The organism is Pedobacter frigoris (assembly GCF_032678645.1).
Taxonomy (GTDB): Bacteria; Bacteroidota; Bacteroidia; order Sphingobacteriales; family Sphingobacteriaceae; genus Pedobacter; species Pedobacter frigoris_A.
Window position 1 is genome coordinate 46,207 of sequence record NZ_JAVTSP010000004.1, and the last position, 25,994, is coordinate 72,200.

25 protein-coding genes are annotated in these 25,994 nt (G+C 41.4%); 14 read left to right on the plus strand and 11 right to left on the minus strand.

Annotated features, from left to right (window positions below; all coding sequences use genetic code 11):
• The first annotated feature begins 9 nt into the window (after nucleotides 1-9).
• The gene (locus tag R2Q78_RS13615; RefSeq protein WP_316792783.1) at nucleotides 10-1,143 is read left to right on the plus strand and encodes a glycosyltransferase family 4 protein; all 1,134 of its coding nucleotides are present in this window, start codon (nucleotides 10-12) and stop codon (nucleotides 1,141-1,143) included.
• Here the strand turns inward: R2Q78_RS13615 and R2Q78_RS13620 are convergent.
• From R2Q78_RS13620 to R2Q78_RS13640, 5 genes are all read right to left on the minus strand, one after another.
• Nucleotides 1,136-2,098 (minus strand): glycosyltransferase family 10 domain-containing protein, encoded by a 963-nt coding sequence (locus tag R2Q78_RS13620; RefSeq protein ID WP_316792785.1) that lies wholly within the window; start codon nucleotides 2,096-2,098, stop codon nucleotides 1,136-1,138. The two genes, R2Q78_RS13615 and R2Q78_RS13620, sit on opposite strands and share 8 nt — an antisense overlap.
• A 30-nt stretch (nucleotides 2,099-2,128) precedes the next feature.
• The gene (locus R2Q78_RS13625; RefSeq protein WP_316792787.1) at nucleotides 2,129-3,079 is read right to left on the minus strand and encodes a glycosyltransferase; all 951 of its coding nucleotides are present in this window, start codon (nucleotides 3,077-3,079) and stop codon (nucleotides 2,129-2,131) included.
• Nucleotides 3,080-3,082: 3 nt separating this feature from the next.
• The gene (locus tag R2Q78_RS13630) at nucleotides 3,083-4,231 is read right to left on the minus strand and encodes a glycosyltransferase (protein ID WP_316792788.1); all 1,149 of its coding nucleotides are present in this window, start codon (nucleotides 4,229-4,231) and stop codon (nucleotides 3,083-3,085) included.
• A gap of 1 nt (nucleotide 4,232) precedes the next feature.
• Nucleotides 4,233-6,083: an ABC transporter ATP-binding protein gene (locus tag R2Q78_RS13635; protein WP_316792790.1), complete on the minus strand. Its 1,851-nt coding sequence runs from the start codon at nucleotides 6,081-6,083 to the stop codon at nucleotides 4,233-4,235.
• 64 nt (nucleotides 6,084-6,147) lie between these two features.
• On the minus strand, nucleotides 6,148-7,206 hold the full coding sequence (locus R2Q78_RS13640) for a glycosyltransferase family 1 protein (protein WP_316792792.1): 1,059 nt from the start codon (nucleotides 7,204-7,206) through the stop codon (nucleotides 6,148-6,150).
• Nucleotides 7,207-7,263: 57 nt separating this feature from the next.
• Between R2Q78_RS13640 and meaB the strand changes: the two genes are divergently transcribed.
• From meaB to recG, 6 genes are all read left to right on the plus strand, one after another.
• Entirely contained in the window at nucleotides 7,264-8,154 is an 891-nt protein-coding gene (meaB, locus tag R2Q78_RS13645; RefSeq protein ID WP_316792794.1) for a methylmalonyl Co-A mutase-associated GTPase MeaB, read from the plus strand.
• 290 nt (nucleotides 8,155-8,444) lie between these two features.
• Nucleotides 8,445-9,782: an OmpA family protein gene (locus R2Q78_RS13650; RefSeq protein ID WP_316793561.1), complete on the plus strand. Its 1,338-nt coding sequence runs from the start codon at nucleotides 8,445-8,447 to the stop codon at nucleotides 9,780-9,782.
• A gap of 231 nt (nucleotides 9,783-10,013) precedes the next feature.
• Nucleotides 10,014-10,154 (plus strand): DUF6728 family protein, encoded by a 141-nt coding sequence (locus R2Q78_RS13655; RefSeq protein ID WP_316792795.1) that lies wholly within the window; start codon nucleotides 10,014-10,016, stop codon nucleotides 10,152-10,154.
• Nucleotides 10,151-10,531, plus strand: a complete 381-nt coding sequence (locus R2Q78_RS13660) for a RidA family protein (RefSeq protein WP_316792797.1) — start codon at nucleotides 10,151-10,153, stop codon at nucleotides 10,529-10,531. Before R2Q78_RS13655 ends, R2Q78_RS13660 begins: the two co-directional genes overlap by 4 nt.
• Before the next feature lie 4 nt (nucleotides 10,532-10,535).
• On the plus strand, nucleotides 10,536-11,447 hold the full coding sequence (locus R2Q78_RS13665; RefSeq protein WP_316792799.1) for an EamA family transporter: 912 nt from the start codon (nucleotides 10,536-10,538) through the stop codon (nucleotides 11,445-11,447).
• Between the two features lie 3 nt (nucleotides 11,448-11,450).
• Nucleotides 11,451-13,556, plus strand: a complete 2,106-nt coding sequence (recG, locus tag R2Q78_RS13670) for an ATP-dependent DNA helicase RecG (protein ID WP_316792801.1) — start codon at nucleotides 11,451-11,453, stop codon at nucleotides 13,554-13,556.
• Here the strand turns inward: recG and R2Q78_RS13675 are convergent.
• From R2Q78_RS13675 to R2Q78_RS13690, 4 genes are all read right to left on the minus strand, one after another.
• Nucleotides 13,553-14,782 (minus strand): serine hydrolase domain-containing protein, encoded by a 1,230-nt coding sequence (locus R2Q78_RS13675; RefSeq protein ID WP_316792803.1) that lies wholly within the window; start codon nucleotides 14,780-14,782, stop codon nucleotides 13,553-13,555. The genes recG and R2Q78_RS13675 overlap by 4 nt on opposite strands.
• 87 nt (nucleotides 14,783-14,869) lie before the next feature.
• On the minus strand, nucleotides 14,870-15,616 hold the full coding sequence (locus tag R2Q78_RS13680; protein ID WP_316792805.1) for a LytTR family DNA-binding domain-containing protein: 747 nt from the start codon (nucleotides 15,614-15,616) through the stop codon (nucleotides 14,870-14,872).
• A gap of 1 nt (nucleotide 15,617) precedes the next feature.
• Complete coding sequence (locus tag R2Q78_RS13685; RefSeq protein WP_316792807.1) at nucleotides 15,618-16,199, minus strand: sensor histidine kinase; 582 nt, start codon at nucleotides 16,197-16,199, stop codon at nucleotides 15,618-15,620.
• A 152-nt stretch (nucleotides 16,200-16,351) separates the two neighbouring features.
• Nucleotides 16,352-16,513, minus strand: coding sequence for a hypothetical protein (locus R2Q78_RS13690; protein ID WP_316792810.1), 162 nt, complete (start codon nucleotides 16,511-16,513; stop codon nucleotides 16,352-16,354).
• Nucleotides 16,514-16,793: 280 nt separating this feature from the next.
• Here R2Q78_RS13690 and fumC point away from each other — a divergent pair, with 280 nt between their 5' ends.
• The 4 genes from fumC to R2Q78_RS13710 are packed head-to-tail and all read left to right on the plus strand — an operon-like array spanning nucleotide 16,794 to nucleotide 19,969.
• Complete coding sequence (gene fumC / locus R2Q78_RS13695) at nucleotides 16,794-18,191, plus strand: class II fumarate hydratase (protein ID WP_316792812.1); 1,398 nt, start codon at nucleotides 16,794-16,796, stop codon at nucleotides 18,189-18,191.
• A 21-nt stretch (nucleotides 18,192-18,212) separates the two neighbouring features.
• Complete coding sequence (locus R2Q78_RS13700; RefSeq protein WP_316792814.1) at nucleotides 18,213-18,707, plus strand: fumarate hydratase; 495 nt, start codon at nucleotides 18,213-18,215, stop codon at nucleotides 18,705-18,707.
• Nucleotides 18,708-18,719: 12 nt separating this feature from the next.
• Complete coding sequence (locus tag R2Q78_RS13705) at nucleotides 18,720-19,523, plus strand: S1/P1 nuclease (protein WP_316792816.1); 804 nt, start codon at nucleotides 18,720-18,722, stop codon at nucleotides 19,521-19,523.
• Nucleotides 19,523-19,969, plus strand: coding sequence for a low molecular weight protein-tyrosine-phosphatase (locus R2Q78_RS13710; protein ID WP_316792818.1), 447 nt, complete (start codon nucleotides 19,523-19,525; stop codon nucleotides 19,967-19,969). The genes R2Q78_RS13705 and R2Q78_RS13710 overlap by 1 nt, the downstream gene beginning before the upstream one ends.
• Here R2Q78_RS13710 and R2Q78_RS13715 read toward each other — a convergent pair.
• Entirely contained in the window at nucleotides 19,966-20,676 is a 711-nt protein-coding gene (locus R2Q78_RS13715; protein WP_316792820.1) for a hypothetical protein, read from the minus strand. The genes R2Q78_RS13710 and R2Q78_RS13715 overlap by 4 nt on opposite strands.
• Nucleotides 20,677-20,730: 54 nt before the next feature.
• Between R2Q78_RS13715 and R2Q78_RS13720 the strand changes: the two genes are divergently transcribed.
• Nucleotides 20,731-21,291: a DUF1543 domain-containing protein gene (locus R2Q78_RS13720; protein ID WP_316792822.1), complete on the plus strand. Its 561-nt coding sequence runs from the start codon at nucleotides 20,731-20,733 to the stop codon at nucleotides 21,289-21,291.
• On the opposite strand, the gene cphA is transcribed toward R2Q78_RS13720, so the two are convergent.
• A complete protein-coding gene (gene cphA, locus R2Q78_RS13725; RefSeq protein WP_316792824.1) occupies nucleotides 21,292-23,907 on the minus strand; it encodes a cyanophycin synthetase in 2,616 nt (871 codons plus the stop codon).
• Nucleotides 23,908-24,247: 340 nt separating this feature from the next.
• Between cphA and R2Q78_RS13730 the strand changes: the two genes are divergently transcribed.
• Entirely contained in the window at nucleotides 24,248-25,123 is an 876-nt protein-coding gene (locus R2Q78_RS13730) for a cyanophycinase (protein WP_316792826.1), read from the plus strand.
• Between the two features lies 1 nt (nucleotide 25,124).
• On the plus strand, nucleotides 25,125-25,967 hold the full coding sequence (locus R2Q78_RS13735; protein ID WP_316792829.1) for an isoaspartyl peptidase/L-asparaginase: 843 nt from the start codon (nucleotides 25,125-25,127) through the stop codon (nucleotides 25,965-25,967).
• Nucleotides 25,968-25,994: the final 27 nt, after the last annotated feature.

A 25,994-nucleotide genomic window follows, 5' to 3' on the forward strand; every position in this document is an offset into this window, starting at 1 on the left:
GTTGATTATATGAAAAAAAGAATATTATTTATAACACAGCACCTAGGTCGTACGGGCTCTGAAATGGTTTTGTGGTATTTGCTGATCAACCTGAATCGTGAAAAATATTCTATATCAGTGTTTTGCAAAACTAAAGGTGAACTATACGATCTTTTGCCAGAGCACATAGAGAAGAATGTTATGTATAAATATAGCCCTAACCGTTCTGCCCGGACATTCAGACGTTTAGTCAAAGTATTTGGGATCAATCCACTCCAATATCAGCTGGACAAAATTCAACGGGATTTTAAGGCAGATATCTGGTATATCAACACCATTGCTTTTCCCGAGGTATTTGAGTTGCCAAAGCCTAAGGGGGTTAAAATTGTAACGCATGTCCACGAGTTGCTGTATGCTTTCAGCGAGATAAAATCCCAGGTATTGGAAAGGACAATCTCCTATTCAGATGTTTGCATAGGGTGTTCAGATGTAGTCTGTGAAAAGCTTTTGGATCTGAATCATCCTAATGTGGCACTTCAATATAGCTTTATAGATACAGACACAATCCATGTAAATGAAGGAAGAGTTGAGGCTTTGAAAAAACAACTGGGAATTTTGCCTGGAGATTTTGTTTGGGTGGTATCCGGGGGGACGAAGTATATGAAGGGTCTAGATTTTGTCTTGCCGATTTTAGATCACTTTAAGGATACCTCAATAAAGATTCTCTGGCTTGGTTCGAAGCAGGATAATGCGCTTTATTTTTATGTGAAGAATGTGGCAGAAAGAAAATATCCGGGCAGAGTTATGTTTACAGGAGCTTTGTCTGAGGATTATTATAATTACATGTCCATAGCAAATGGCTTCCTGCTGGTGTCCAGAGAAGAAACTTTTTCATTGGTTATGCTGGAGGCAGCATACCTGGGTATACCTATTGTGGCATTCGATATTGGCATTGCCAGGCAGTTTGTACAGGATGATATGGGGGTTGTGATTGAAGGTTGGAATATCAGGGGCCTTTTTGCTGCGATGCAATCCATACATCTTCAGCCTGACAGAGATAAAGTCAGGCTGAGGGATGCTGCTATGGCTTATAGTTCAACGCAACAGTTACCGGCCTATGAGGCTTTGCTGGATCGGATCAGCGACAGTGTGATCATCAGTTAGCATGAATTGCTGACGCGATTTTGGAATGGAGGCTTTCGAATTGGTGTATGATGTATTCCGCCGCATCAGGTTTGAATTTAGGTTGATTTAAAAATTCCAGGTAGAGCTTTGGATTGGTATGGAGTTCATCAACTTGCTTCATGAGTGCAGGAAGGCTTTCCGGACCATCATAGAATAAAATGGCATCTTTATTCAACACGTCTGGCTCGGGGTTGTTGTTGCTTCCCCAGTAAATAGGAATGGTATTGCTTCTTAATGCTTCAAATACTTTTTCGGTTACATAACCCTCCCGATTGGAGTTTTCAGGACAAATGTTGAATTTATAGTGACCTATGAAATTCCCTTTGTTGTTGTTGAAATCATCTTTCAAAGACGATGTATTGTTCAGGTACTTGCCTCCACTATCGACTCTGTCTATTTGACTGAGCCCGTTGAACAATATAGTTCTGATCTTCCCATCATCATGACTGCTCACCAATGAGGTAAACTTTTTATTCTCGTCCGGACAAATGTGTTTATTGACAAGATTTGTCCACTGTTCGCGAATCATTCCGGCATTTACCTCAGGCCTAAAAAGAAATTCAAGCCAATAGGGGAAACGTTGATAGGCGGAATCGTCTTTATAGTCAAACCCCACCATAACATCCACCAAATCCGAGCAATGATCTTTGTAATCTTTGTAACGCTCTACATTTTCGCCAGTGTAAAACAGTTTGATTAAGCTTTGACTTTTTTTGATCAGTTTTTTGGGGCCAAAGACAGACGCAATCAACATAGATTTTTGGCGGGTTAGCTTATTTCTAAAATGGTGTTTCACAAAACTATGGTACCATAATTTTTCTGCTTCGTTTGTCCAGCCATTTAAAACTTCAATATGATATTGGTCTGGCAGATAAGTGTAATCAGCGGAAGGTTCATACCATCCTAGTTTCCTGAAGAGCGATTTTAATTTCATAAGGGGCGATTGGGTTAATCTAAGTTGGGCTTATTTTTTTGTTAACTTGTTTTTCAGTCTCCTGAAAAAGGATTTCTTTTTTGAATTGTTATTGGCAGTATAATAGTTGGGCATATTGATGTATGCTTCGTACTGGTTCTTTTTCAATGCTTCTCGATAGCTGATTAGCAAAGGCTTGATATCGGGACGCATCTCTGTGGTGATCAGACCCCATTTGGATATATTTAAAGGGTCGTTATAGTCCCATCCACTGTAATGGAAGAAATAGAGAGGTGTGGTTTCATTTACGAAAAAGGTTCCGTTGTCTTCTGAAATGATACGCTCATGTAGATTCCAGTAGGCAACATTCAAACCTTTATTGGTCTCAACAGAAACATTATTGAAATATAAGGGGATTAAGTTCAGCCAAAGCTGCTCACCGTAGATGCCTCTTGAAAAGTCGTAGACACAGTCTTTTACAGATCTTTCCCTAAGCCAGGTGATAAATTTATTGGTATCCTCCGATCTTCTGAGGATAAAAAAGCCTCCGTTCAGCAAGCCTGCATTTAGCACTTCCAACTCTTGCCTTTTCATTTCAAGTGGTGGAGGGGAGGTGAAGTGAGGTGTAAATAAAATGTCCCCACTGTTGATGATGCTATCGGGAAGGCGATTAAAGAAAAGCATATCCGAATCAGCAAAGATGACCTGATCAAATTCTTTCTCGTTCAGAAAGTAACTGGCAAACAGAATTTTAGAGCTATTTGCCAGCTGCATTGGATTATAGTTCGTAGTAATAAAATCGAATTCCTCGGCTTTGATCTCATGCAGCTGAAGAACTGGATATTTTTTCATTAATTCGTTTTGCGCAAGAAGTTCCGAACTTACATAATCAGTAAGGCAGATGCAGAACTCAAACTCCGGATGATGTACCTTTGCTGAATCTAATAGCGAGACTGCGAAGGGAAGGTAATTAGCGGTAACAATGGTGAAGAAAAGGGTCATAGTTTAAAAAAGTTCATCTAGTTTTTTGTAGCAGGCCCGCTGTTCATAACCAGATTCAAATGTATATTTCGCGAGCAAAGATTGTTCCTGATATTTTTTGATGTCGTTTAGCAGTACATATATATAACTGCTGAAGCCTTCAGGACTGTCGCTCACAAGGCATCCATTATTAGATTTGTTGAGCAGGCCATCTACCCCACGTGAATTGCAGACCACGGGAAGATGGTAAGAAAGTGCTTCAACAACTTTTATTTTGATTCCTGTTCCGGACAGCATAGGACATATTGCTACTTTGGCCCGCTGATAGTAGTAGTCAAGGTCTTCCGCAAACGGAATTGCTGTAATATTGGGGTAGCTACCGTCGATGTAAGCGTTAATTTGTCCTATGATACAAATGGATACAGACTGCGGTAATAAAGGATACACCTCTTTCATGAACCATTTAAACGAGGCTATATTATGAGGGTTTTTACTGGCAACATATATTAAATCAATATTTCTTTCATGAAATGGGATTCCCATGTAATTTGGGTTTTCTACCATCATGGGTGCAAGAGTAACCTCTGATTTGCAAAATTGATCGAAGATATATTGTTCTTCAGCAGAAATGGCCAGTACGCGGTCAAATAAGGAAAGCCTTCTGATTTCTTCATTTAAAGACTTACCTATATTAAACTTGTGTTGGTTTTGTGCGGTAAGGAAATCATGGGTGTCTATTATTGTCCTGGCATTCTTCAGCAGGGGATTTCGTTCAATGAGTCCGGCCCAGCTTGCATAATTGACAAATACATAGTCAAATTCTTCCCGTTTAAGTATATTGTTAAAAGCTGATTTTAGCCTGTATGTTGCGAGGTCCGGGAAGCTGTGATGGAGCAGGCCCCTAAAGAACTCGGGCAGTTTGTAAGCGATAAAATAATGCAACAGGTTTTTCTTTGATGCCTTACGTTTTAACACAGAAGTTTTAAAAGCAAGCCCACTGTTTTCGAATTCAATGACGTCCTGTTCTGTCCAGTTTCCCCAGAAATACTCGCTTACAAAATGTAGTTGAAAGCCTCTTGACTTAAAGTAATGTAGGAAGCTCAGTGCTCGGATTTTGTTGCCTGCATTTTTTTTTAGGGGATTGTCAGGCATGAAGAACAGGATTTTTTTCATGTTATTCATCAAAAGTCTGCATATCCACCAATCTTCTGTATAAGCCATTTTTTTCCATCAGCTCAGCATGAGATCCTTGTTCTACAATTACGGATTTGTCGAGTACAATGATGAAATCAGCATTTTGGATCGTTGATAATCGGTGTGCGATTATCAATGAGGTACGATTTTCCATTAGTTTATAGAGGGCATCCTGCACCAATTTTTCAGATTCCGTATCTAAAGCAGAAGTTGCTTCATCCAGGAGCATTAATGGAGGATTTCCAAGGACTGCTCTCGCAATACAAAGCCTTTGGCGTTGTCCGCCTGATAAGCGGATGCCGCGGTCACCTATCGGTGTATCATAACCATTCTCTGTGTTTAGGATAAAGTCGTGGGCATTCGCAATTCTGGCTGCTGCAACCACTTCATCAAAAGTAGCTTCAGGTTTGGCAAAAGCGATGTTATTGTAAATAGTGTCGTTAAATAAGATTGACTCCTGGTTTACAAAGCCCATGTGGCCTCTAAGTGATTCAACTTTAAAATCCTGGATATCTACGCCGTCAATTGAGATGCTTCCTTGCTGGGGCTCAATAAATCTTGGGAGCAAGTCCATCATTGTAGATTTTCCTCCTCCAGATGGCCCAACCAATGCTACCGTTTTTCCTTTTGGAATCTCAACGGTTACATTATTTAAAATAGTCCTGTCTCCATAAGCAAACGTTACATTTTTAAAAGAGATTGCAGTTTGAAATGACTTGAGTTCAGTTGCATTCGGTTTGTCTGTAATCTCAGGTTTCACATCAATGAGATCTAAGACCCTTTTGCCTGCTGCGAGTCCTGTGTGGATCGAGCTGAAGGCATCGGATAACGCTTTCGCAGGACGCATTACCTGAGAAAAAATAGCGATATATGTGATGAACTTTGCTGATGTAAGCGAGGATTCGCCACTTAAGACTAATAGTCCGCCGAAATATACAATACCGGCGACCATCATGACACCAAGAAATTCTGATACAGGGGAGGCTAGCTGCTGTCTTCTCACCATTTTTCTTGTAATGTTTGAATAGGTCACATTTTCCTTTTGGAACCTGTCTTTGACATATTCAGTAGCATTGAAAGCTTTTATTATCTTAATTCCTGATAAGGCCTCATCCAGGTAGCCCAGCATATTGGCAAAGGTCTCATGTGCCTGCGTAGCCTGTTGCCTTAATCGCTTTACAATCTTCGCGATGATCAATCCTGACAGAGGAATGATCAGTAAAGAGAAAAATGTAAGTTTCGCTGATATTGAAAACAGAAGAACTACATATACGATCAGTGTAACAGGTTCTTTGAAAATCACCTGTAGGGTATTTGTCACGGTAAACTGAACGACTTGTACATCAGACGACACCTTTGAAATGATATCTCCTTTGCGTTGACTGTTAAAATAGCCAAGGTGAAGATTCATGACATTATTGAATACTGTTTTTCTTAAGTTTAAAAGGGTATGAACGCGTAGGTCTTCCATTATGCGTCCGGAAAAATATCTGAAAATGTTAGACAGGAATACAGAAGCGACTATGGTTAGGCATACAAACTTTAAGGTTGTTGGCTTACCATAGGTTCCAAGAAGATAGTTCGTTGTTTCCCTGAACTTGGCCATGATGTCCCACCAGTCAGCGGGTTCTACAGGTTTTGACGCATCGGGAGCAACTGCGCCGACAGATATAGCCGCAGTTTTATGGCTGAATAAGGTGTCTAGCAGCGGTGCTAGTAAAGCTAAGTTTAGTGTATTAAATAATATGTAAAGTAAAGTTGCAATTACATAAGGGATCGCAAATTTTTCAATCGGCTTTGCAAATGATAATAATCTGAAATAGTCTTTCATTAAAAAATTAAATTTTTCAAAGGTACGTAATTACCCGCATGTACAAAATAATGCAGTTGGAGTGCTATTTGGTAATCGATTTATAGAGCTTAAGATATGCCCTGGCAGTATCGTCCCAGTTGAATTGGGCCGCTCTTTGTCTGGCTCTGTCTGCCATATCGCTGGTCTGGTAATCTTCCAGCCCATTCTTTAAAGCAGATTGCATGATTTCCGGTTCAAAATTTTCAAAATAGTAAGCTGCATCAGCCCCGATTTCGGGTAGAGAAGTGTGAGTGGATATAAAAACGGGTTTGCCATAATGCATCGCCTCTATTACCGGAAGGCCGAAACCTTCAGCTATAGATGGAAATACGAAGGCTTTGCAATTTCTGTAATACCAGGAGCGCTCCTGATCCGAAATAGAACCTATGATTTTGACACGGTTTCTCACGCCAAACAGATCAGCTTCTTTGATGATTTTATTGACATAATCAGGGGAACTTAAATTGCCGGCGATGATGAGTTCGTAGTCGTTTTCTTTAAGCAGTGCGGTTAGCACATGAAAATTCTTTTTTGGTAAAATAGTGCCGATGCTGAACAGAAATGGTTTTGACGGGAGGTATCCGGGGTTGTTAAAGTCAGTGTAGTCATTTATAGTGCAGCCATTGTAAATCACCGAGAGGTTTTTGTTTTTTACATCAAGGTATTCTTTTACCTGATCTGCAACGAAGTTTGAAATGCAGACAATAGCAGACGCTTTGTTTATCCGCTGCTGGATTTGAAGCAGATGGTTCTTTATTCTGGCTGGTCTGTCATGTTTTTCTATGAGAAAGTTTAGGTCATGGATCGTCAGCACTATTTTGGTGTTTCCGGAGGAGGGGTAATAGCGAGACACTTGATTGCTGCTATGCCAGACGTCAAATTTTGAAGTTCCGGGGATAAACAGTTTGTGCCAGGATTTTTGTACGAGATAATCAGTTTTGTAACCAAAGATGCCCTTTGCTTTAGCAGGAACATAGGTTGTAATCTGCTGGTCTTTTTCGGCATTATTTAAAAGAGCTTTCCCCAGACTTTCACAAAAAGTATACAGGCCGGTATTTGGGTATTTAAGTCTTTCACAATCAAATAATATCCGTTTTTGCATCTATCGCCGTTTTATTAATTAAATTCTATTTCTTTGTAGCAAAGATAATTTTAATTGATGCAATACGAAGATTCTCTTATAAATGGAATAAAGGATGGAAGCTTTATTGCTTTAGCAAGGGCAATTACGTTAGTTGAAAATGGTATAAGGCCTTATGCCGAACTCTTACGTTCGATTTCCGTGAACAACAGCATTCCGGTCATTGGGATTACAGGTCCTCCCGGGGCGGGAAAAAGCACGCTCGTAAATGCGGTGGCAGAACATCTAGCCGAACAAGGAAAAAGAATTGCCATTCTGGCTGTAGATCCTACATCGCCATTTAATTTTGGATCTTTATTGGGCGACAGGATCCGGATGTCGCAGCATTTTAATAATCCCGCCATTTATATACGCTCGTTGGCAACGAGGGGTGCTTTGGGTGGAATTTCAGCGAAAACGATTGAGATTGTAGATTTGTTAAAGTCAGCACCTTTTGATCTGATTCTGGTGGAGACAGTTGGAGTTGGGCAGTCTGAAGTAGAGATAGCGGGCCTGGCTGACAGGACTGTTGTGGTCCTGGTTCCTGAATCCGGAGATGAGATTCAAAACATTAAATCGGGACTGATGGAAATCGCGCAGGGATTTGTAGTGAATAAAGCAGACAGAGAAGGAGCGGATACATTTGCTAATAATTTGCACAAGCTGGTACACCAGCAACATCAGGATATACCGGTATTTAAAACCGTTGCGGACAAAAAAGAAGGAATAGTTGAACTCTGCAATTGGCTGATGTCGCCTGTTTTGGCAGACAATGAGCGGAAGGCTCTGTTGATGGCAGAGAAAGTATTTAGAATCATAGCTCATTATCGGATGCAGGACATTGATAAAGTGAAACTGAGAGCTGATATAAGTGAAGGGATGAAGTTGCCGGATTTTAATATTTACAGGTTTATTGATTGTCTGATTTGATGGATACCCACTTTTCACCAATTTGATCCATTTTGAAATTGTCTCAAAAACAGGACTTCTGTGTATAACGCATTAGTACAACTTTATATTCTTTTTTTGTTAAATTCCTTTTTATGATACATATTGCAGGATATCTAAAAAATAATTTAGCCTGAAATGGCTAATTATTGATATTTACGAACTTTGGAACGGAGTTTGTACAAGTGTTTTGAGAAATTAAAAATTTGTTTAATTTTGCTACACAAAAAAAACATACAATTAAAATTTGTTTAACCTTAAAAAAGAAAATTATGAATTATTCTACTTTAAAAAAGGGTCTAGCAGTTTCTTTTGTTGCATTAATGGGAGCTACGTCTCTAGCTAATGCTCAAGAATCTGCGACTTCGTCTTCTGCCAAGGTATTTGGTGGGAGAAGCCAGTACAGAACTTGGTCTCTAGGTGTTAACGGTGGTGTTTTATCTCCATTTGTTGTAACTGGTGGATCAAACGACTTTACTAACTGGGAGCCAAACTTAGGTTATGGTATCTCATTGAGAAAACAATTAGGTCATGCATTTGGCTTAGAAGGTAATGTTTTCCGTGGAAAAGTTTCTGGCACTAACAAAGATGCTAACGCTAGCGGAGTTGTTAATGGTGTTAGTTCTTTCGAAACTGAACTTGCTTACTCAGCTGACTTAAGAGGTGTTGTTAACGTTGCAACTGTTGACTTCTTACGTCGCGAAAACTCTGTTAACTTCTTCGTAACTGCTGGTTATGGTGTTGCTGCTTACAGAACTGCATTAAACGGTGCTGATGTTGCTGATGTTCCTGAGAACAAAGGTGATGATGGCGACAAAAAATACATCAAAGAAGCTTACATCCCTGTAGGTGCTGGTATCAAATTTAAAGTTTCTGACCGTGTGTCATTTAACTTAGGTTATACAATGCACTTCATTGATGGAGATAACTTTGATGGAGTTTATGCTAAAGCTACTTCTAAAGATAAATTCTCTTACGGATATGCTGGTTTAGAATTCTCATTAGGTTCTAAAGCTAAACCAAACTTGGATTGGGTTAACCCACTTGCTTTAATGTATGATGAATTGAAAGATCCTTCATTACGTCAAGAAGTTGAAGCTTTAAAAACTCGTGTATCTGCTGTTGAAGCTTCTGTTGAGGCTTTGAAAAAAGATAGCGATGGTGACGGTGTTTCTGATCAATTTGACAAATGCCCAGGTACTCCTGCTGGTACCGCAGTTGATGGTTCAGGATGTCCTCTACCTAAAGCTCCAGAGCCAACTACAGCTACTACAAGCAGCTTAACTGGTTTTGAAACTATCCAATTTGAATTTAACTCATCAGTTTTGAAAACTGAAGCTTACCCTACTTTAGATAAATTATCTTCAGTATTGCGTGAAAACGGTGGTAAAGTAACTGTTAACGGTTACGCTTCAAGCGAAGGTACTGCTGCATACAATTTGAAATTATCTAAAGACAGAGCTAACTCTGTTAAAACTTACTTAGTTAACTCTGGAGTTAACGCTAGTCAAGTTGCAACTAAAGGTAATGGCGAAGCTAACCCAATTGCTTCTAACGATACTGAAGAAGGTCGTATCCAAAACCGTCGTGTTGAATCAGCTAGAAACTAAGAATTTCTAACAACAATACTAAGAGAGGGCTCCATAACTGGAGCCCTCTCTTTTTATGATGTTTTTTGATAGGTTTTCTATTGTTATTTGCTATATCAAAATAATGCTTGTAATCATTCTCCTCCTTGAAAATATATAAACTTAATTTTACGAATTTTAATGATGAAAATTTGCACATCATAGGTCAATAGTTGAATAGATTAAGACTATTTTATCTAAGTTTGTAGTGTCATGTATTTTTTTAGAAAGAAAGACCCTAACAGGCCTAACAATATTAATATTAAAATAATGCATATTATTAATGCAACGGCCATTATTGTCTTTGCTGCAGGTATTATATGGAAGTTAATTGATTGGATTTTACTGAAATGAATAAAATAATAAACACTACAAATGCACCGGCTCCTATAGGGCCTTATAACCAGGCAGTAATTGCCAATGGTTTTTTATTTATGTCCGGCCAGGTGGCGATAAATCCGGCTAATGGAGAAATCGTTAAGTCTTCAATTGCGGAAGAAACACATCAGGTGATGAGGAATATCAAATCTGTTTTACTGGAAGCAGGTTATGGGTTTGAGGACGTTGTTAAGACGACCATTTTTCTTTCAGATATGGATTTGTTTGCGGAAGTGAATGAAATCTATGGTTCTTATTTCGAGCACAATTTCCCTGCCCGTGAAACCGTAGCAGTTAAAGGTCTTCCTAAAGGTGTTAATGTGGAAATATCCATGACAGCCTATAAAGGATAAGGCTGTGCCTAAATCTAATCTGAGGTATTTTTTTGCTGGCATACTGTCATTTGCCATATGGGGTTTTTTTTCAATACCCCTGAGAAATCTTAAGGCGTTTCCTTCAGAAGAGATTTTATATTACAGGATATTTACTTCACTGGTATTTATCTGGATTGCAATTCTCCTTTTTAGAAGAAAACAATTAAAGGCAGATATTCAGTACTTAATGGGTGTGACCAAAAAGCAAAGACGAACTATTGGGTTACAAATTGCAGCCTCTACTGTTTTCTTAACCTTAAACTGGTACACCTACATTTATGCAGTGAATAATGTCAGTTTGCAATCTGCGGCATTTGCATATATGGTTTGTCCATTGTTAACCGCTTTTGGTGGTTTTGTGCTGTTGAAAGAGGAGCTATCTCAGTTAAAGCTCATCTCGCTTGGGATTGCTTTGCTGAGTATATTGCTATTGGCTACCGGTTCTTTAATAGAAGTCGCCTGGTCGGTAATAATTGCCCTGCTGTATGCATTTTATTTGATCCTGCAGCGCAAAATGCAAAACATGGATAAGTTAAATGTCCTGGCAGTTCAGATAGGGGTAGCAGTATTGCTGATGTTACCTTTTTATTTATCCAAGCATGAGGACTTTCCTACAAGCTTGTGGTTCTGGGGCAACATTTCCGTTGTTGCTGTTGTGTTTACAATCATCCCCCTTTTTCTAAGCCTTTATGCCCTGATTGGTATCCCTTCATCGACATTGGGGATTATCATTTATATTAATCCTATCATTGCGTTTGCTGTGGCAATACTGTATTTCAATGAACATATAGATACGCATAAACTGTTTGCTTACCTGCTGCTATTGGTTTCGGTATTCGTGTTTAATTGGGGCATCATCAAAGATATGTTTAACTTTAGGAGAAAAACTGTTTAAACCTTGTTTGCTGCTACTTTAGATACGACTATAGAATTTCTTAAGGGCGTAGGTCCTAAGCGTGCTGAGCTGTTTCAAAAAGAGCTGGGTATTTTCACCTACGATCATTTATTGAATTACTACCCTTTCAGGTATATTGACCGGACGAGGTTTTATAAGATCAACGAACTTGATCCCGATCTGCCATACGTTCAGATTCTTGGCAGGATAACCAGCAAAGAGATTATTGGTGAGAAGCATAAGAAAAGACTGGTTGCCAGACTGACAGATGAGACTGGTACCATAGAACTGGTCTGGTTCCAGAGTTTGAAATGGGTAGATGAGAATTTGAGCAAAGGGAAAGTCTACATTGTGTTTGGCAAGCCTGTGGTATTTAATGGTTCGTTTAGTATTTCTCATCCGGAACTGGAGAATTACCCACGGCCAGCGACTATAACCGGCAATCTGAGACTGCAGCCTGTATATCATTCCACTGAAAAACTCAAGAAGTTTTTTCTGGACAGTAAAGGAATACAGAAACTCCAGACCCAGCTCATTGAACAGCATATTAAGGAAGTAAGGGAAAGTCTGCCTCTGCATGTTCTGGAAAAATATCATATGATATCCAAAAGAGAGGCGCTTCTAAATATCCATTTCCCGAGGGATGTGAAAGCTTTAAAAAGTGCTGAAAGAAGGCTGAAGTTTGAAGAGTTGTTTTTTATTCAATTACAGCTATTACATACCAAGCAGCAAAGAGAGTTGCGTTTTAAAGGGCACGCTTTTGGTGCTGTGGGTGACAAGGTAAATACATTTTATAAAGAAATACTTCCATTTGAACTGACCAATGCCCAAAAGCGGGTGATCAAGGAAATACGCCTCGATACACAGCGGGGAATTCAAATGAACCGTTTGGTTCAGGGAGACGTTGGGAGCGGCAAAACAGTGGTCGCCCTGATGAGTATGCTGCTGGCCAATGATAATGGATTCCAGGCCTGTATGATGGCTCCTACGGAGATATTAGCACGACAGCACTATGAGTCCATCGCTTCATTATTGAAAGATGGTTTGGTTCGCGTAGCGATCTTAACCGGTAGCTCAACAAAAAAGCAAAGAACGCAGCTGCACGCAGCACTGGAAGCAGGGGAAATTGATATCCTGGTTGGTACCCATGCACTGATAGAAGATAAAGTTGTGTTTAAGAATTTGGGGCTTGTTGTAATAGATGAGCAGCATCGTTTTGGCGTCGAGCAGCGGGCTAAATTATGGAGGAAGAATGTAATCCCCCCACATATTCTGGTGATGACTGCTACCCCTATCCCCCGTACTTTAGCCATGACTTTATATGGAGATCTGGATGTCTCCATCATAGACGAATTGCCGGCAGGAAGAAAGCCCATTGATACGCGGCACTTATATGAAGGGCAGCGGCTGCGGATGTTTGGGTTCATGAAGCAGGAAATCGCTAAAGGCAGACAAATCTATATCGTTTATCCGCTGATTAAGGAAAGCGAAAAATTAGACCTGTTGCACCTGGAGGCAGGGATAGAACAGATGAGGTACCAGTTTCCACTTCCCGACTATCAGATCAGTATTGTCCATGGCAAAATGCCCAATGCGGATAAGCAGTATGAAATGCAGCGGTTTATAGCAGGTCAAAACCAGATTATGGTGGCTACTACTGTGATAGAGGTTGGTGTAAATGTTCCTAATGCTTCGGTGATGATCATTGAAAATGCAGAGCGCTTTGGGTTGTCCCAGTTGCACCAGCTGCGGGGCAGGGTAGGCCGTGGTGCGGAGCAATCATTCTGTATCCTGATGTCTGGCAATAAACTGAGTAAGGACGGTAAGCTGCGTTTGGAAACGATGGTTAAAACCAATAATGGTTTCGAGATATCAGAAATAGACCTGAAGCTGCGTGGTCCGGGTGATATATCTGGTACACAGCAAAGCGGAGTCCTGGATTTAAAGCTCGCGGATTTGGCAACAGATCAACTTATTTTACAAGAAGCAAGGTCTACGGTAATAGAAATCCTAAAGGGAGACCCTATGCTGGAAGATCCTAATAATAGCTTACTAAGGACATACCTCACTAAAAGAAGCAGAGGTATAGCCTTTGATAAAATTTCTTAATCCTCGTCGCTCCCCGGAAGAGAACCTGAACCTGAATAAGCACCCTTGCGGATTACCGGAACTTTCATGTGTTTGTATAATTCATCAAGGTGCAGCAGACTTCCATTGGTCAGGTTGCCGAGGAATATGATGACAATATTCTTTTCTACATCGCGGACATAAATATGCCTGAAGCCATGCCACCAGCCAGTGTGGTAAACAACTTTTCTTCCGTTATCACCGTCAAATATTCTCCAGCCGTAGCCATAGTTAAAATGACCATTGATCGCTTTATTGCGACCCTTGTAGGCTGAATCGAGGCTTGCTTTTTTCAATAATCTGCCATTTTTCAAAGACTTATCGAACAAAACAAGATCATGTAGTGTACTGTAAATCCCTTTATCACCTACAGGACCATCCAGGAAGTTTTGCGCCACGGAATACCTCCATGTACGGTCGTGACCAACCACATCAACAGGTATTTTTGGGTATACCGTAGTAGAGTAAACATGCGTATTTTTCATTCCGGCCGGCTTAAAGATATTTTCCATCATGTAATCGGCATAAGGCTTACCTGTCACTTTCTCTATGATTGCAGCCAGCACCATATAATTGGAGTTGTTGTAGTGAAAACGGTTATCCGGTTTGGCATAAGGGTTTGGCTTTTTCTCTGCGATGACCTGCATCACATCCTGATTGGACACTCCTTTTTTCATGTCGCGCTTTTCCTTACGCCAGATGTCGTCGATGAAATATACATAGTTCATCATTCCGCTGCGGTGTGAAAGCAGCAGTTTTACTTTAATTCCATCGTACGGAAAATTAGGGTAAAACTTTTTTACGTCATCATCCAATGAGAGTTTACCTTGTTCTACCAGTTGCATAATGGCAGTTCCGGTAAACGTTTTAGTCACGGATGCAAGCTCAAATTCCGAGTTGATTTTTAAGCTGTCACGATGCAGGTAATCTGCCCAGCCAATTGCTTTTTCATACAAGATCTTGCCATCTTTAGCGACAAGCATGTTCCCGTTGAAACCATATTTTTTGTGCAGGTTATACACAAAATCAGCAATCCATTTGTCTCCTTTTGCGGGATTATAAGCTAAAAGCAGGCTATCGGCTTTATCATCATCTGCGGTACGCTCTTTACTTGGTTCCTTTAATGTTGCGCTTTTTTCTGAACTTGAACAGGCTGTAAATAAAAAAGTGGCCATTGCGGCCGCAGCAAGGATATTACGATAATTCATGAATTGTGTGTGTACAGTTTAAAAAGTCGAAAATTAAGGATTTTTAACCCTTTAAACGTAAAAGAGTTTTAAACATTGTAAGGTTTCCTACTTGTTGAGTAGGTTTTTTACGCGTTCACGGTTGGGTTTTGATACCGGTATTTTGTAACCCTCTGTTAACAAGAGGGTACCGCCATCCTCTTTGAGCCAGCTTTTTACGAAGGCTGGATTTACCAGGTGCGATTGGTGACTGCGGATAAATCCATGTGGCTGCAGCATGTCGGCATATTCTTTTAATGGTTTGGAAACCATGATCTTTTCTCCTGAAGAAAGGAAAAAGTTGGTGTAGGTATTATCGGCTTCGCAGCGGATGATGTCACTGACCTGTACATACCTGATTTCCTGAAGTTGGGGAAGCGCTATTTTTGGGGGAGCGCTATCCCCTTTTTTTATCAGGTTTAGCAGAAAGTCCAGTTGCTGGTTCTGTTTTTTTTCCCGGATCTTCTGCTCGGCTTTGCCAACTGCAGTAACCAGTTCATCTATGTCGACCGGTTTGAGCAGGTAGTCCAGTGCGGCGAATTTTACCGCCTGGATGCCATAGTGGTCGTAGGCTGTTACGAATATGATTTCGAAGGATTTGTCGGGCAATAAATTAAGCAGATCAAAACCGGTATGTGTTCCCATTTGTATGTCGAGGAAAAGCAGATCCGGCCGATGATTTTTAACAGAGATGGCGGCTTGCGCTACATCCTTTTCCACGGCAACAATCTCTATCTGACTGCAATGTTTTTTAATCAGTGCGCTGAGGTTTTCCAGATTCGCAGGTTCATCGTCTACTAAAATCGCTTTCATCATCTTACAGCCAGTTGGTTAAAGTAATGACAATGGTAGTTCCCTCATATCCGCTGTTTATATTCATCATCATCTTGGTGTGTTTATTGATAGAATTGAATAAAGCGATGCGGCTCCGCATGAGTTTTATGCCATGACCTTCACTCTTACTGTTTGCCTTGAAACCATGCCCGTTATCAAAGATGGCGAGGGTAAGGTCGTTGCCTTTACTTGAAAATTTGAGCATGATATTTCCCGGCTCCTTTAAATTGGCAATTCCATGTTTCACGGCATTTTCTGCAAAAGGCTGGAGCAGCATCGACGGGATTTCAATATTCTCAGTATCCAGCGTATATTCCGCATCAATCTGGAAAGTAAATCCAAATCTCAACTGCTCCATTTGAAGGTAATCGTCGAGCAGGCGCATTTCTTCTGCTATGCTGATCTGTTCTTTCGCTTCCAGTACATTACGGGTCAGACGTGCAAATTTTCCAAGATAACGGTTGGCATTGTCGATGTCATTCTTGTTCATCAGGTTCTGGATACCGGCAAGGGCATTGAACATAAAATGAGGATTGAGCTGTGACCTGACAGTAGTCAATTTCATTTTTTCAACTTCTTTCTGTTGCTTGTCACTGGATTGAAAGACTCTTTTGTAGAGAAACATAATGACTAAGGCTATTATTGATATGAATACTATCATAAATATGAGAGAAATTATTATAAGAATAATCTCCGGGCCGCCCATCATAGCTAGAATCATCTGAAATCCTCCTTTTTATAACCAGCATTCTTTTTCTTCAAGTACCGGATCAATAAAACCAATGCGGTTATGACCAGGATTAAAAATGTTCCCCCGATCGCTAGTATCATCAGTTCAGCAAGACCAAACATGGCTGCAATTTCGTTTTTTATCATCATTTTTAGATTAATTTAGAAGCTCAAAACTATGTTAAGGCTTAGATTATAAAAAAGGCCAAACAGTAAAGTGCCAAAACAGGCCAGTATTTTGCCGGATTGAAATAGTATTCAAATCCGGATAGTTCTTATCCATTTTTACAGTGGTGCCAACAAGCTCATCAGATCCTAAACTTTCTGCCAAAATAAGCAGAATTTCTCTCCCTGTATTCAACATCTGACAATAAACACATCATTAAAAACTATAAAAATCTTAAGTTTGCACATATAAACTTAGAACACTATGAATTTTAGAATCGAACACGATACGATGGGTGAAGTACAGGTGCCTGCTGATAAATATTGGGGTGCTCAAACTGAACGTTCAAGAAATAACTTTAAAATTGGCCCCGAGGCTTCTATGCCAAAGGAAATCATACATGCTTTTGGTTACCTGAAAAAAGCGGCTGCCCTGGCAAATACAGAGCTGGGCGTGTTGTCTGCAGAAAAAGCAGAATTGATTGCTAAAGCCTGTGATGAAGTAATCGCTGGAAGTCTGGATGACCAGTTTCCATTGGTGATCTGGCAAACAGGTTCGGGTACGCAGAGCAATATGAACGGTAACGAAGTTATCGCCAATCGTGCTCATGTTCTGAATGGTGGACAGCTAAGTGATGACCAGAAAATCCTTCATCCAAATGATGATGTAAATAAATCACAGTCTTCAAACGATACTTACCCGACTGCCATGCACATCGCGGCATACAAACAAGCAGTAGAGGTTACGATCCCGGGATTGGAAAAACTACGCAATACACTGCATGAAAAAGCGGTAGAATTCAAGGATATCGTTAAAACCGGCCGTACCCATTTCATGGATGCGACTCCTTTGACACTCGGACAGGAATTCTCCGGTTATGTTCAGCAAATAGACAATAGCATCAGAGCAGTAAAAAATGCGTTGGTCATGATCAGCGAATTGGCTTTGGGTGGTACAGCGGTAGGTACCGGACTGAACACTCCTAAGGGATATGACGTGCTGGTAGCGCAGAAGATAGCTGAGCTGACAGGCCTTCCATTTGTAACTGCCCCTAATAAATTCGAAGCTTTGGCAGCACATGATGCGATGGTAGAACTTTCCGGAGCTTACAAACGTACGGCTGTTTCGTTGATGAAGATCGCGAATGACGTGAGGATGTTGAGTTCTGGTCCACGTTGCGGTATCGGAGAGATCATTATTCCTGACAATGAGCCGGGATCGTCAATCATGCCGGGTAAAGTAAACCCTACTCAGCCGGAAGCAATGACTATGGTATGTGCGCAGGTAATGGGTAATGATGTTACTGTGAGTATAGGTGGCAGCAATGGTCACTTTGAACTAAACGTATTTAAGCCGGTAATGGCTGCAGCTGTTTTGCAATCAGGAAGGCTGATCGGAGATGCATGTGTGTCATTTAATGATAAATGCGCAGTCGGTATTCTTCCTAATCTGCCTGAGATTAAGAAACATCTGCAAAATTCACTGATGCTGGTTACAGCGTTGAACCCGCATGTGGGTTATGAAAATGCAGCTAAGATTGCTAAGAAAGCACATAAAGAAAATAAAACGCTGAAGGAAGCTTCTGTCGAACTTGGTTTGCTGACAGCCGAACAGTTTGATGAGTGGGTTCGTCCGGAAGATATGGTGGGTAGCTTAAAGTAATCAATCATTAAAATACCCCGTATGTTTAGAGTCCTGTGTTTCCTTTTGTTTGTTGTTGTTCTGGCTGCTTCCTGCAGAAGATTGCCGGACGTTCAGGGCAAAGGGGAAGGGTTTTTACAGGGTATCTGGAATCAGGATAGTGTAGTGCATGCAGAGAAATTGTTGAGTTATACACTTCATAATTTCAAGTTTACCTGCGATTCTTTTTATGTGGACATGGTGACACATTCAAAGGCAAACTACTATTCTGATTCCTGTTTCAATAACGGTGTCTGGAAGGAATATGCAAAAGGCACCTATCAGGTCAGGTCAGATACCCTTTTTTTGCTGGGCACCTATACCAAGGCCAACTACAAGCAAAAGATCTCCGGCTGTTATCAGATTGGACAATACATCAAAAGTTTCAAAATCATATCAGCTGAGCCAGATCAGATGGTATTTGAAAGTATAGAAAATCAGCGTGAGCTAAAACTCACATTAAAGCAGGCGATCACCTGCATTCCTAAAGCACTATAAATAAGTCATAAGATGAACAAATTTTCGATCAGTAAAACCATTAAAGTAATAGCGGTTGCAGCCATTGCCTATATGCCTTTAAATGCAAGCGCATGGGGTATGCTGGGCCATCGGATAGTAGGGCAAATTGCCGAAAGCCACCTGAGCGCCAAAGCGCGTAAGGGAGTGAAAGGAATATTGGGAAATGAAAGTCTGGCTATGGCAAGTAACTGGGGCGACTTTATCAAATCTGACCCTGCATATAACTATTTGTACAACTGGCATTTCGTAAACCTGCCTGGCGGATTGGATCAACAAGGAGTGTTTAGCTTTTTGGATTCGGATAAAGAGGCCAATGTGTACAACAAAACCATAGAGATGATCTCTGTATTGAAGAATAAACAAAGTACCACTGATCAGAAAATACTGGCCATGCGTTTATTGGTGCACCTGGTGGGCGATTTAAATCAGCCTATGCACACTGCACGTAAAGAAGACCTGGGCGGCAATAAAGTATTCGTGACCTGGTTTGGTGAAAAATCAAACCTGCACAGGGTATGGGACGAGTCACTTATCGAGTATCAGCAGCTTAGCTACACCGAATATGTTGCGGCCATTAATTTTCCGAGCCCTCAGCAATTGAGCACCTGGAAGAACAATTCCTTAAAGGATTTTGTGTACGGTTCTTACCAGGCCTGCAACAGAATTTATGCAAATACCAAACCTGAAGATAAACTGAGTTATAAATATAATTTTGATTTTGTAAACCTGTTAAATGAGCAGTTGCTAAAGGGAGGTGTTTGTCTGGCTAACATTCTAAATGACATTTATAAATAATGAAGATTTTAATGGTATGTCTGGGTAATATCTGCAGGTCACCTTTGGCCGAAGGTATTATGCGTCATTTGGTTGACGAGGAAGGTCTTGACTGGCACATCGCTTCGGCGGGCACTGGCGACTGGCATGTAAATCAGCCGGCAGATAAACGGAGTATTGCTGTAGCCAGGAACTTTGGCTATGACATTTCTAAGCAAAGAGCCAGGCATTTCAATAAGCAGATGTTTGGTGCTTATGATTATATACTTGTAATGGATCAGAACAACCTGAGAGATGTTTTGAGGCTTGCGGATGATCATGAACAACGTAAAAAAGTAAAGCTCTTCCTTACAGAAGAAAACGAGGTAACAGATCCTTATTTTGATGACAGGTTGTTCGAGCCTGTTTTTCTGGAGATAGAAGAGCGTTGCAAACAACTCATACAAGAATTAAAGCCGGTGTCCTAATAGACAACGGCTTTTTGCTGACTGGAAAGTGCCGATTTTTGCTGATTGGACAGGTAAATATAGTTGAACATACAGAATGATGCTATTGCGCCGAAGGTGTGCCAGAGAAAGTGTGTGCCAAAATCAACCCATAGCCATTTATCAGCAATGCGGAAAGTAAGTGCCAGGATGAATGACAACAGTGCAAAACCTACCCACCTGCCATGCATCCAATTGGTATGAATCAGGTAAGCCACGACAGGGCCAAGCACCAGTGTCGCCATCATGGCATAGTTGATATTAATGAACAAATGCGGGTCTGTGTTTATCAAAATATTTCTTAAAAAGAACTGTGCGAATACATATACTATCACGATCAGTAAGGCAAAGTACCATCGGATCAGCTTAGATAAGAAATAGATACCTGCTGAAACACAGAGTAACATGATGGGTAGCCAGTCCATCATGATAAAAACACTCCATTGGCGAAGACCATGGTATACTGTTCCTCCAATACCTCCGATATACAGTAATACCAATGCGATACTTAAAAACACATGCTCTTTATAACTACCCCATAACCTGACAGTCCAGTAAAGGGCTATTGCAAGAAAAAAGCAGGAAGTAATGGCATTCAATGGTTCCGGAAAGAGCTGACTCATGTTGGTTTCTGCATATACTATTCCGCCATCAGGAGGGGTTTGGTTTAAGGCTATCATCGCAGGCATATTTTTAAGAATAACAAGCCAGCTTTTTTAAATGTTTTAATCTATTTTTACTAGATGAGCACTCCTAAATTATTCATGATGATGCTGGGCTGTACACCCACAGGACGACATACAGAACAGCACGACATTTTCTTTGGTATTGGCACTAAAATAGGAGATCTAAAGCAGGAGATTATCGATTTCTGGCCTGAGGCCGGGGGCAAGATCCATCTGGATGCCTGGCGGGAGGTAAATGCTGTTGACGATTTCAGGATAGAAATCAGGTCGCGGGAAGAACAGATAGCTGATAGTTCTTTGCGGCTGTTTTTCCTTAACCTTGGTGGTTATAAACAAGGCGAGTTTGATGAACTGCATTATAAAATGCTGGTTGTCTCAGCCACGAAGGCAGATGCAATCCGGCAAGCTAAACAAACAGCCTTTTACAAGCATTATGGTTTTGAAGGAGCATCATCACATATTGATGATAAATATGGCGTTGATGTAGATGACGTATTTGAGATTAATGACATACTTTCAGCAGAACTAAAGGGTAAGTATCAGTTACACATTAGTCCTGCCGAAGCACTGCCTGCGGATGAAATCCATTTAGGTTATATGAAGCTTGAAAACTTCTAATTACACGCCAAATTCTTTATCCAGATATTCTGATACCTTGCCGATGGCATTGTCAATGGTATCACTTAAAATGGTAATATAAGACCCAGATTTTGCAGTTGCCATAAGGTATTTCAAACAGTCATCACCATTGTTATTGATGATGATCTCCATGTCAGGCTTTACTTCCTGAATCCCCTGTAGCAGCAGGTCTATCAGGTCTTGCTGTTTACGCCCGCGCAGGTATTTCTCCTGGCAGATGATGATTTTATCAAACATCTGCGCCGCAATGCGTGCTGTTTCAAGAATGTCACTATCCCGCCTATCACCTGTTGCCGAGATCACCCCAATATGTTCCGTGGCTTCTATAGACTGCAGGTAATTCTTGATACCGTTAAAGCCATCAGGATTGTGTGCAAAATCAACCAGCACTTTAAACTCCTTGAATTTGAACGTATTCATTCTTCCCGGTGTCTGAGCAGCTGAAGGGATGAACGTTTCCAGCGACATGCGGATGTCCTCAATTTTATAGCCCCATAAGAAGGTGGCCAAAGTAGCGGCCAGTACATTTTGGATCATAAAATCTACACTACCTCCAAAGGTCAGCGGAATATGGGTTACTTTTTCTACCCGGATTTTCCAGTCGCCTTTTTTGATGGTGATATAGCCGTTCTCATATACAGCCGCCATACCGCCTTTTTTGCAATGCTCTATAATTACCGGGTTTTTTTCATCCATGCTGAAATAAGCAATGTTGCAATCGGCATTGTTGGCTATTTTAATGCAGTATTTATTATCTGCATTCAATACGCCCCAACCGCTTCTTTTCACCGCACCTATGATCACCGCCTTCACTTTAGTCAGGTCATCCAAAGTATTGATGTCGGAAATGCCCAGGTGGTCTTCCTGTATGTTGGTCACGATGCCGATGTCACACTTGTTGAAACCCAAGCCAGCCCTGAGGATGCCGCCACGTGCGGTTTCCAGCACAGCAAATTCGACTGTCGGATCCCTCAATATAAACTCTGCACTAACGGGTCCCGTAGTATCACCTTTCATCAGCTTGGTATTCTGTACGTAGATGCCATCAGAAGTGGTAAATCCAACCCTTGTGCCATTGCTTTTTACAATGTGAGCAATCAGTCTTGTCGTGGTTGTTTTTCCATTGGTACCAGTTACCGCGATGATTGGTATCCTGGCCGATTTTCCCGGAGGATAAAGCATGTCTATCACCGGGGCGGCTACGTTTCTTGGCAGACCTTCGCTTGGTGCGAGGTGCATACGGAATCCCGGAGCAGCGTTTACTTCCAGTACCACACCACCGTTTTCCGGCAATGGCTGGGTCAGGTTTTCCGCCATGATGTCGATGCCGCAGATGTCCAGACCAATTACCCTGGAGATGCGCTCGCAGATGAATACATTTTGTGGATGTACCAGGTCGGTCACATCTATAGAGGTTCCGCCTGTGCTTAAATTAGCTGTGGATTTCAGGTATACGATCTCACCATTTGGCGGGACAGATTCCAGTGTATATTGTTTTTTATCCAGCAGGTCAAGTGTGTCACGGTCAACGGTAATTTCGGTCAGCACATTTTCATGTCCGTAGCCACGTCTCGGATCTTCATTTTCTTTGTTGATGAGTTCCTGTACGGTTTGCTGGCCATTTCCGGTTACATGCGCAGGTACACGCAAAGCTGCGGCTACCATTTTATGGTCTATGACCAGCACCCTGAAATCATATCCCGTAATGAATTTCTCGATGATGATTTTCCTCGAATATTGTTTCGCATACTCAAACGCTGCGGCAGCTGCTTCGTCAGTTTTCACATTGATGGAGGCGCCCCGGCCATGATTGCCGTCGAGCGGCTTGAACACCAGTGGGTAGCCCACTTTTTTGATGGCATCAGGCAGATCGGCAATATCAGCTATAGTTACGCCTTTGGCAACAGGAATGGCCGAGTCCTGCAGCAGCCTTTTGGTTTCATCTTTGTTGCCAGCAATGTCAACAGCGATAGAGTTGGTCTTCTCGGTCATAGTCGCCCGGAAACGAACCTGGTTCTTGCCATAGCCCAGTTGTACCAGTGAACTTTTGTTGAGCCTGATCCAGGGGATATCCCTTGAAATGGCCTCATCAACGATAGAACCTGTGCTTGGCCCAAGCCTTTCCATTTCTCTCAGTTCACGCATGCGCTGAATATCACCTTCCAGGTCGTACTCTTCATTATTGATCAGTGCCTCGGCAATCCTGACAGAAGCTTCAGCAGCATATGCTCCGGCTTTCTCCTCTATGTAGCTAAATACCACATTATATATCCCATCGGTCTTGGTCTGGCGCGTTCTTCCAAATCCGGTATCCATGCCTGCAAGTGTCTGTATTTCCAGTGCAATGTGTTCAATGACATGCCCCATCCAGGTACCTTCTTCTACCCTGGCCAAAAAGCCTCCGGGTTCACCTTTTGAGCATCTGTGTGAGTGCAGGGAAGGGATCAGTTTTTCGATCCTTTCTCTGAAACCATCAATCAGGTTGGTAGGGTTCTGCTCCATTTCTTCGAGGTCGAGCCTCATCTGGATCAGTTTTTTTCTGTTTATGGACCAGATATTTGGTCCACGCAGCACCTGTATGCCTAATATTTTCATAAATAATATATCTTTTTTCGTTAGTTTTTTAATTTTTCCCCATCGCCGGCAAAGCACGGCATGAACCTCATGCTCATGTCATTGTGAGTTCCTTAACTCAAATTAGCATCAATTTGTTTTTTAATTATTAAGCTCGGATTACTTTCGTTGGTTGGAGATATTAAAGTATAAAAAATAATTGAGATGTTGTGAATATATTTCAGCAAGGTAATTTAATGTTAAAGTTTAGATGATGATATTGTTAATAAGCCCGGAATCATGGATAAGTTTTTAAAAAAATGTTCGTGATTGCTAGGCAGTTTATCTAAGTTTGAAATTATTGAAAATGTAAACACTTAAAATGGCTCCGAGGGGTAAATTAATTATTATAGGGGGTGCAATAAATACCGGAAGTTTTACGGAAACACAGTTCGGGTTGCCTCAAAATATGAACTTTTTTGAAAGGGGTATTTTAAAGAAAATTACGGTTGAATCAGTTAAGGATACCAAGTCACGTTTTGAAATCATTACTACAGCTTCACTCATACCCGAAAAAGTAGGAGAAGAGTACATCAAGGCATTTGCTCAGCTGGATGTTCATGATGTAGGTGTGTTGAACATCAGTAACCGTGAACAGGCCAATGCAGTTGAAAACTGTGAGCGTGTAAAAGCAGCCGATGTAGTGATTTTTACAGGAGGAGATCAGCTCCGCCTGTCATCTATATTTGGCGGAACAGCTTTTAATCAGATCCTGCTGGATAAATATACAAATGAAGAGATTGTTATTGCAGGAACCTCAGCAGGAGCTGCGGCAAGCTCTAAAAATATGATCTACCAGGGCAGTAGTAAAGATGCCTTGCTAAAAGGCGAAGTGAAGATCACCGGCGGATTGGGTTTTATAGATGGCGTTATTGTAGATACACATTTTGTACAGCGCGGAAGAATTGGCAGGTTGCTTTACGCCGTGGCCAGTAATCCCGGTATTTTAGGCATCGGACTGGGTGAAGATACCGGACTTTATATCTCTGGCGGCAACGTTATGGAGGCTATAGGAAGCGGTATGGTGATCCTGGTAGACGGCCGTCATATGGCAGATACCAACCTGACCGATGTAGAAATGGGTCAGCCCGTTTCCATTAAAAATATGGTGGTACACGTCATGTGCGACGGAGATACTTATGATCTTAATGCACATCAACTGACCATTCATCATCCCAAAGTAGTTTCATTAGATTAATATGAAGGTGATCATTCATGGCGGCTTTTTTAGTGAATCAGCCACCAACCAGGAAACGAAGAAAGCCAAGCAGGATGCCTTATCATCGATTGTTAAACAGGCCCATGATTTCCTGAAAACCCATACCGCACTAGACACTGTAGTATATGCTGTTTCTCTGCTGGAAGATGACGAACTGTTCAACGCAGGTTTAGGTTCGCAGATCCAGAGCGATGGTAAAGTCCGGTTAAGTGCCTCTCTTATGGATGGAAAAACACAGCGTTTTAGCGGTGTGATCAATATAGAAGACATCAAGAATCCAATCCAGGTAGGACGAAAACTCCTGGACTATGAAGACCGTGTGTTGAGTGGAGAGGGTGCATCTGCCTTTGCTTCGAAAAATGGCTTCAGCTATTTCAATCCGATTACACCCCAGCGACAGCTAGAATATGAAGCCAAGCTCAACCAGCAGGAGCGTAAAGGAACAGTGGGTTGTGTGGCGCTTGATGCCGACGGAAATATCGCTGCGGCCACGTCAACAGGCGGCAAAGGATTTGAGATTCCCTGCCGCGTAAGCGATTCAGCAACCGTAGCGGGTAATTTTGCAAATCAACATGCAGGGATTTCCTGTACAGGCGTAGGGGAAGATATTGTCAATGTCGCCCTTGCTGCCAAGATAGTAACCCGCGTAACCGATGGCTTTACTTTGAAAGACGCCTGCGATAAATCATTTACAGAGTTAAAATCCTTTGATGGCTTTGCCGGGGTAATAGGGATATCCGCAACAGGCGAAGTCTACCATACGGACTCTCACCCTTATATGGTTTGGGCTTCTTTTGATGATGAGTTGAAGGTTTTTCCTTAATCCTTACTAGGTTTTTATGTTTATGGT

Excerpts from the sequence above, each read along its gene's own strand:
- R2Q78_RS13615 (WP_316792783.1), top strand. The coding sequence starts at position 10 with ATGAAAAAAAGAATATTATTTATAACACAGCACCTAGGTCGTACGGGC.
- R2Q78_RS13620 (WP_316792785.1), bottom strand. The coding sequence starts at position 2,098 with ATGAAATTAAAATCGCTCTTCAGGAAACTAGGATGGTATGAACCTTCC.
- R2Q78_RS13625 (WP_316792787.1), bottom strand. The coding sequence starts at position 3,079 with ATGACCCTTTTCTTCACCATTGTTACCGCTAATTACCTTCCCTTCGCA.
- R2Q78_RS13630 (WP_316792788.1), bottom strand. The coding sequence starts at position 4,231 with ATGAAAAAAATCCTGTTCTTCATGCCTGACAATCCCCTAAAAAAAAAT.
- R2Q78_RS13635 (WP_316792790.1), bottom strand. The coding sequence starts at position 6,083 with ATGAAAGACTATTTCAGATTATTATCATTTGCAAAGCCGATTGAAAAA.
- R2Q78_RS13640 (WP_316792792.1), bottom strand. The coding sequence starts at position 7,206 with ATGCAAAAACGGATATTATTTGATTGTGAAAGACTTAAATACCCAAAT.
- meaB (WP_316792794.1), top strand. The coding sequence starts at position 7,264 with ATGCAATACGAAGATTCTCTTATAAATGGAATAAAGGATGGAAGCTTT.
- R2Q78_RS13650 (WP_316793561.1), top strand. The coding sequence starts at position 8,445 with ATGAATTATTCTACTTTAAAAAAGGGTCTAGCAGTTTCTTTTGTTGCA.
- R2Q78_RS13655 (WP_316792795.1), top strand. The coding sequence starts at position 10,014 with ATGTATTTTTTTAGAAAGAAAGACCCTAACAGGCCTAACAATATTAAT.
- R2Q78_RS13660 (WP_316792797.1), top strand. The coding sequence starts at position 10,151 with ATGAATAAAATAATAAACACTACAAATGCACCGGCTCCTATAGGGCCT.
- R2Q78_RS13675 (WP_316792803.1), bottom strand. The coding sequence starts at position 14,782 with ATGAATTATCGTAATATCCTTGCTGCGGCCGCAATGGCCACTTTTTTA.
- R2Q78_RS13680 (WP_316792805.1), bottom strand. The coding sequence starts at position 15,616 with ATGATGAAAGCGATTTTAGTAGACGATGAACCTGCGAATCTGGAAAAC.
- R2Q78_RS13685 (WP_316792807.1), bottom strand. The coding sequence starts at position 16,199 with ATGAAATTGACTACTGTCAGGTCACAGCTCAATCCTCATTTTATGTTC.
- R2Q78_RS13690 (WP_316792810.1), bottom strand. The coding sequence starts at position 16,513 with ATGATGATAAAAAACGAAATTGCAGCCATGTTTGGTCTTGCTGAACTG.
- fumC (WP_316792812.1), top strand. The coding sequence starts at position 16,794 with ATGAATTTTAGAATCGAACACGATACGATGGGTGAAGTACAGGTGCCT.
- R2Q78_RS13700 (WP_316792814.1), top strand. The coding sequence starts at position 18,213 with ATGTTTAGAGTCCTGTGTTTCCTTTTGTTTGTTGTTGTTCTGGCTGCT.
- R2Q78_RS13705 (WP_316792816.1), top strand. The coding sequence starts at position 18,720 with ATGAACAAATTTTCGATCAGTAAAACCATTAAAGTAATAGCGGTTGCA.
- R2Q78_RS13710 (WP_316792818.1), top strand. The coding sequence starts at position 19,523 with ATGAAGATTTTAATGGTATGTCTGGGTAATATCTGCAGGTCACCTTTG.
- R2Q78_RS13715 (WP_316792820.1), bottom strand. The coding sequence starts at position 20,676 with ATGCCTGCGATGATAGCCTTAAACCAAACCCCTCCTGATGGCGGAATA.
- R2Q78_RS13720 (WP_316792822.1), top strand. The coding sequence starts at position 20,731 with ATGAGCACTCCTAAATTATTCATGATGATGCTGGGCTGTACACCCACA.
- cphA (WP_316792824.1), bottom strand. The coding sequence starts at position 23,907 with ATGAAAATATTAGGCATACAGGTGCTGCGTGGACCAAATATCTGGTCC.
- R2Q78_RS13730 (WP_316792826.1), top strand. The coding sequence starts at position 24,248 with ATGGCTCCGAGGGGTAAATTAATTATTATAGGGGGTGCAATAAATACC.
- R2Q78_RS13735 (WP_316792829.1), top strand. The coding sequence starts at position 25,125 with ATGAAGGTGATCATTCATGGCGGCTTTTTTAGTGAATCAGCCACCAAC.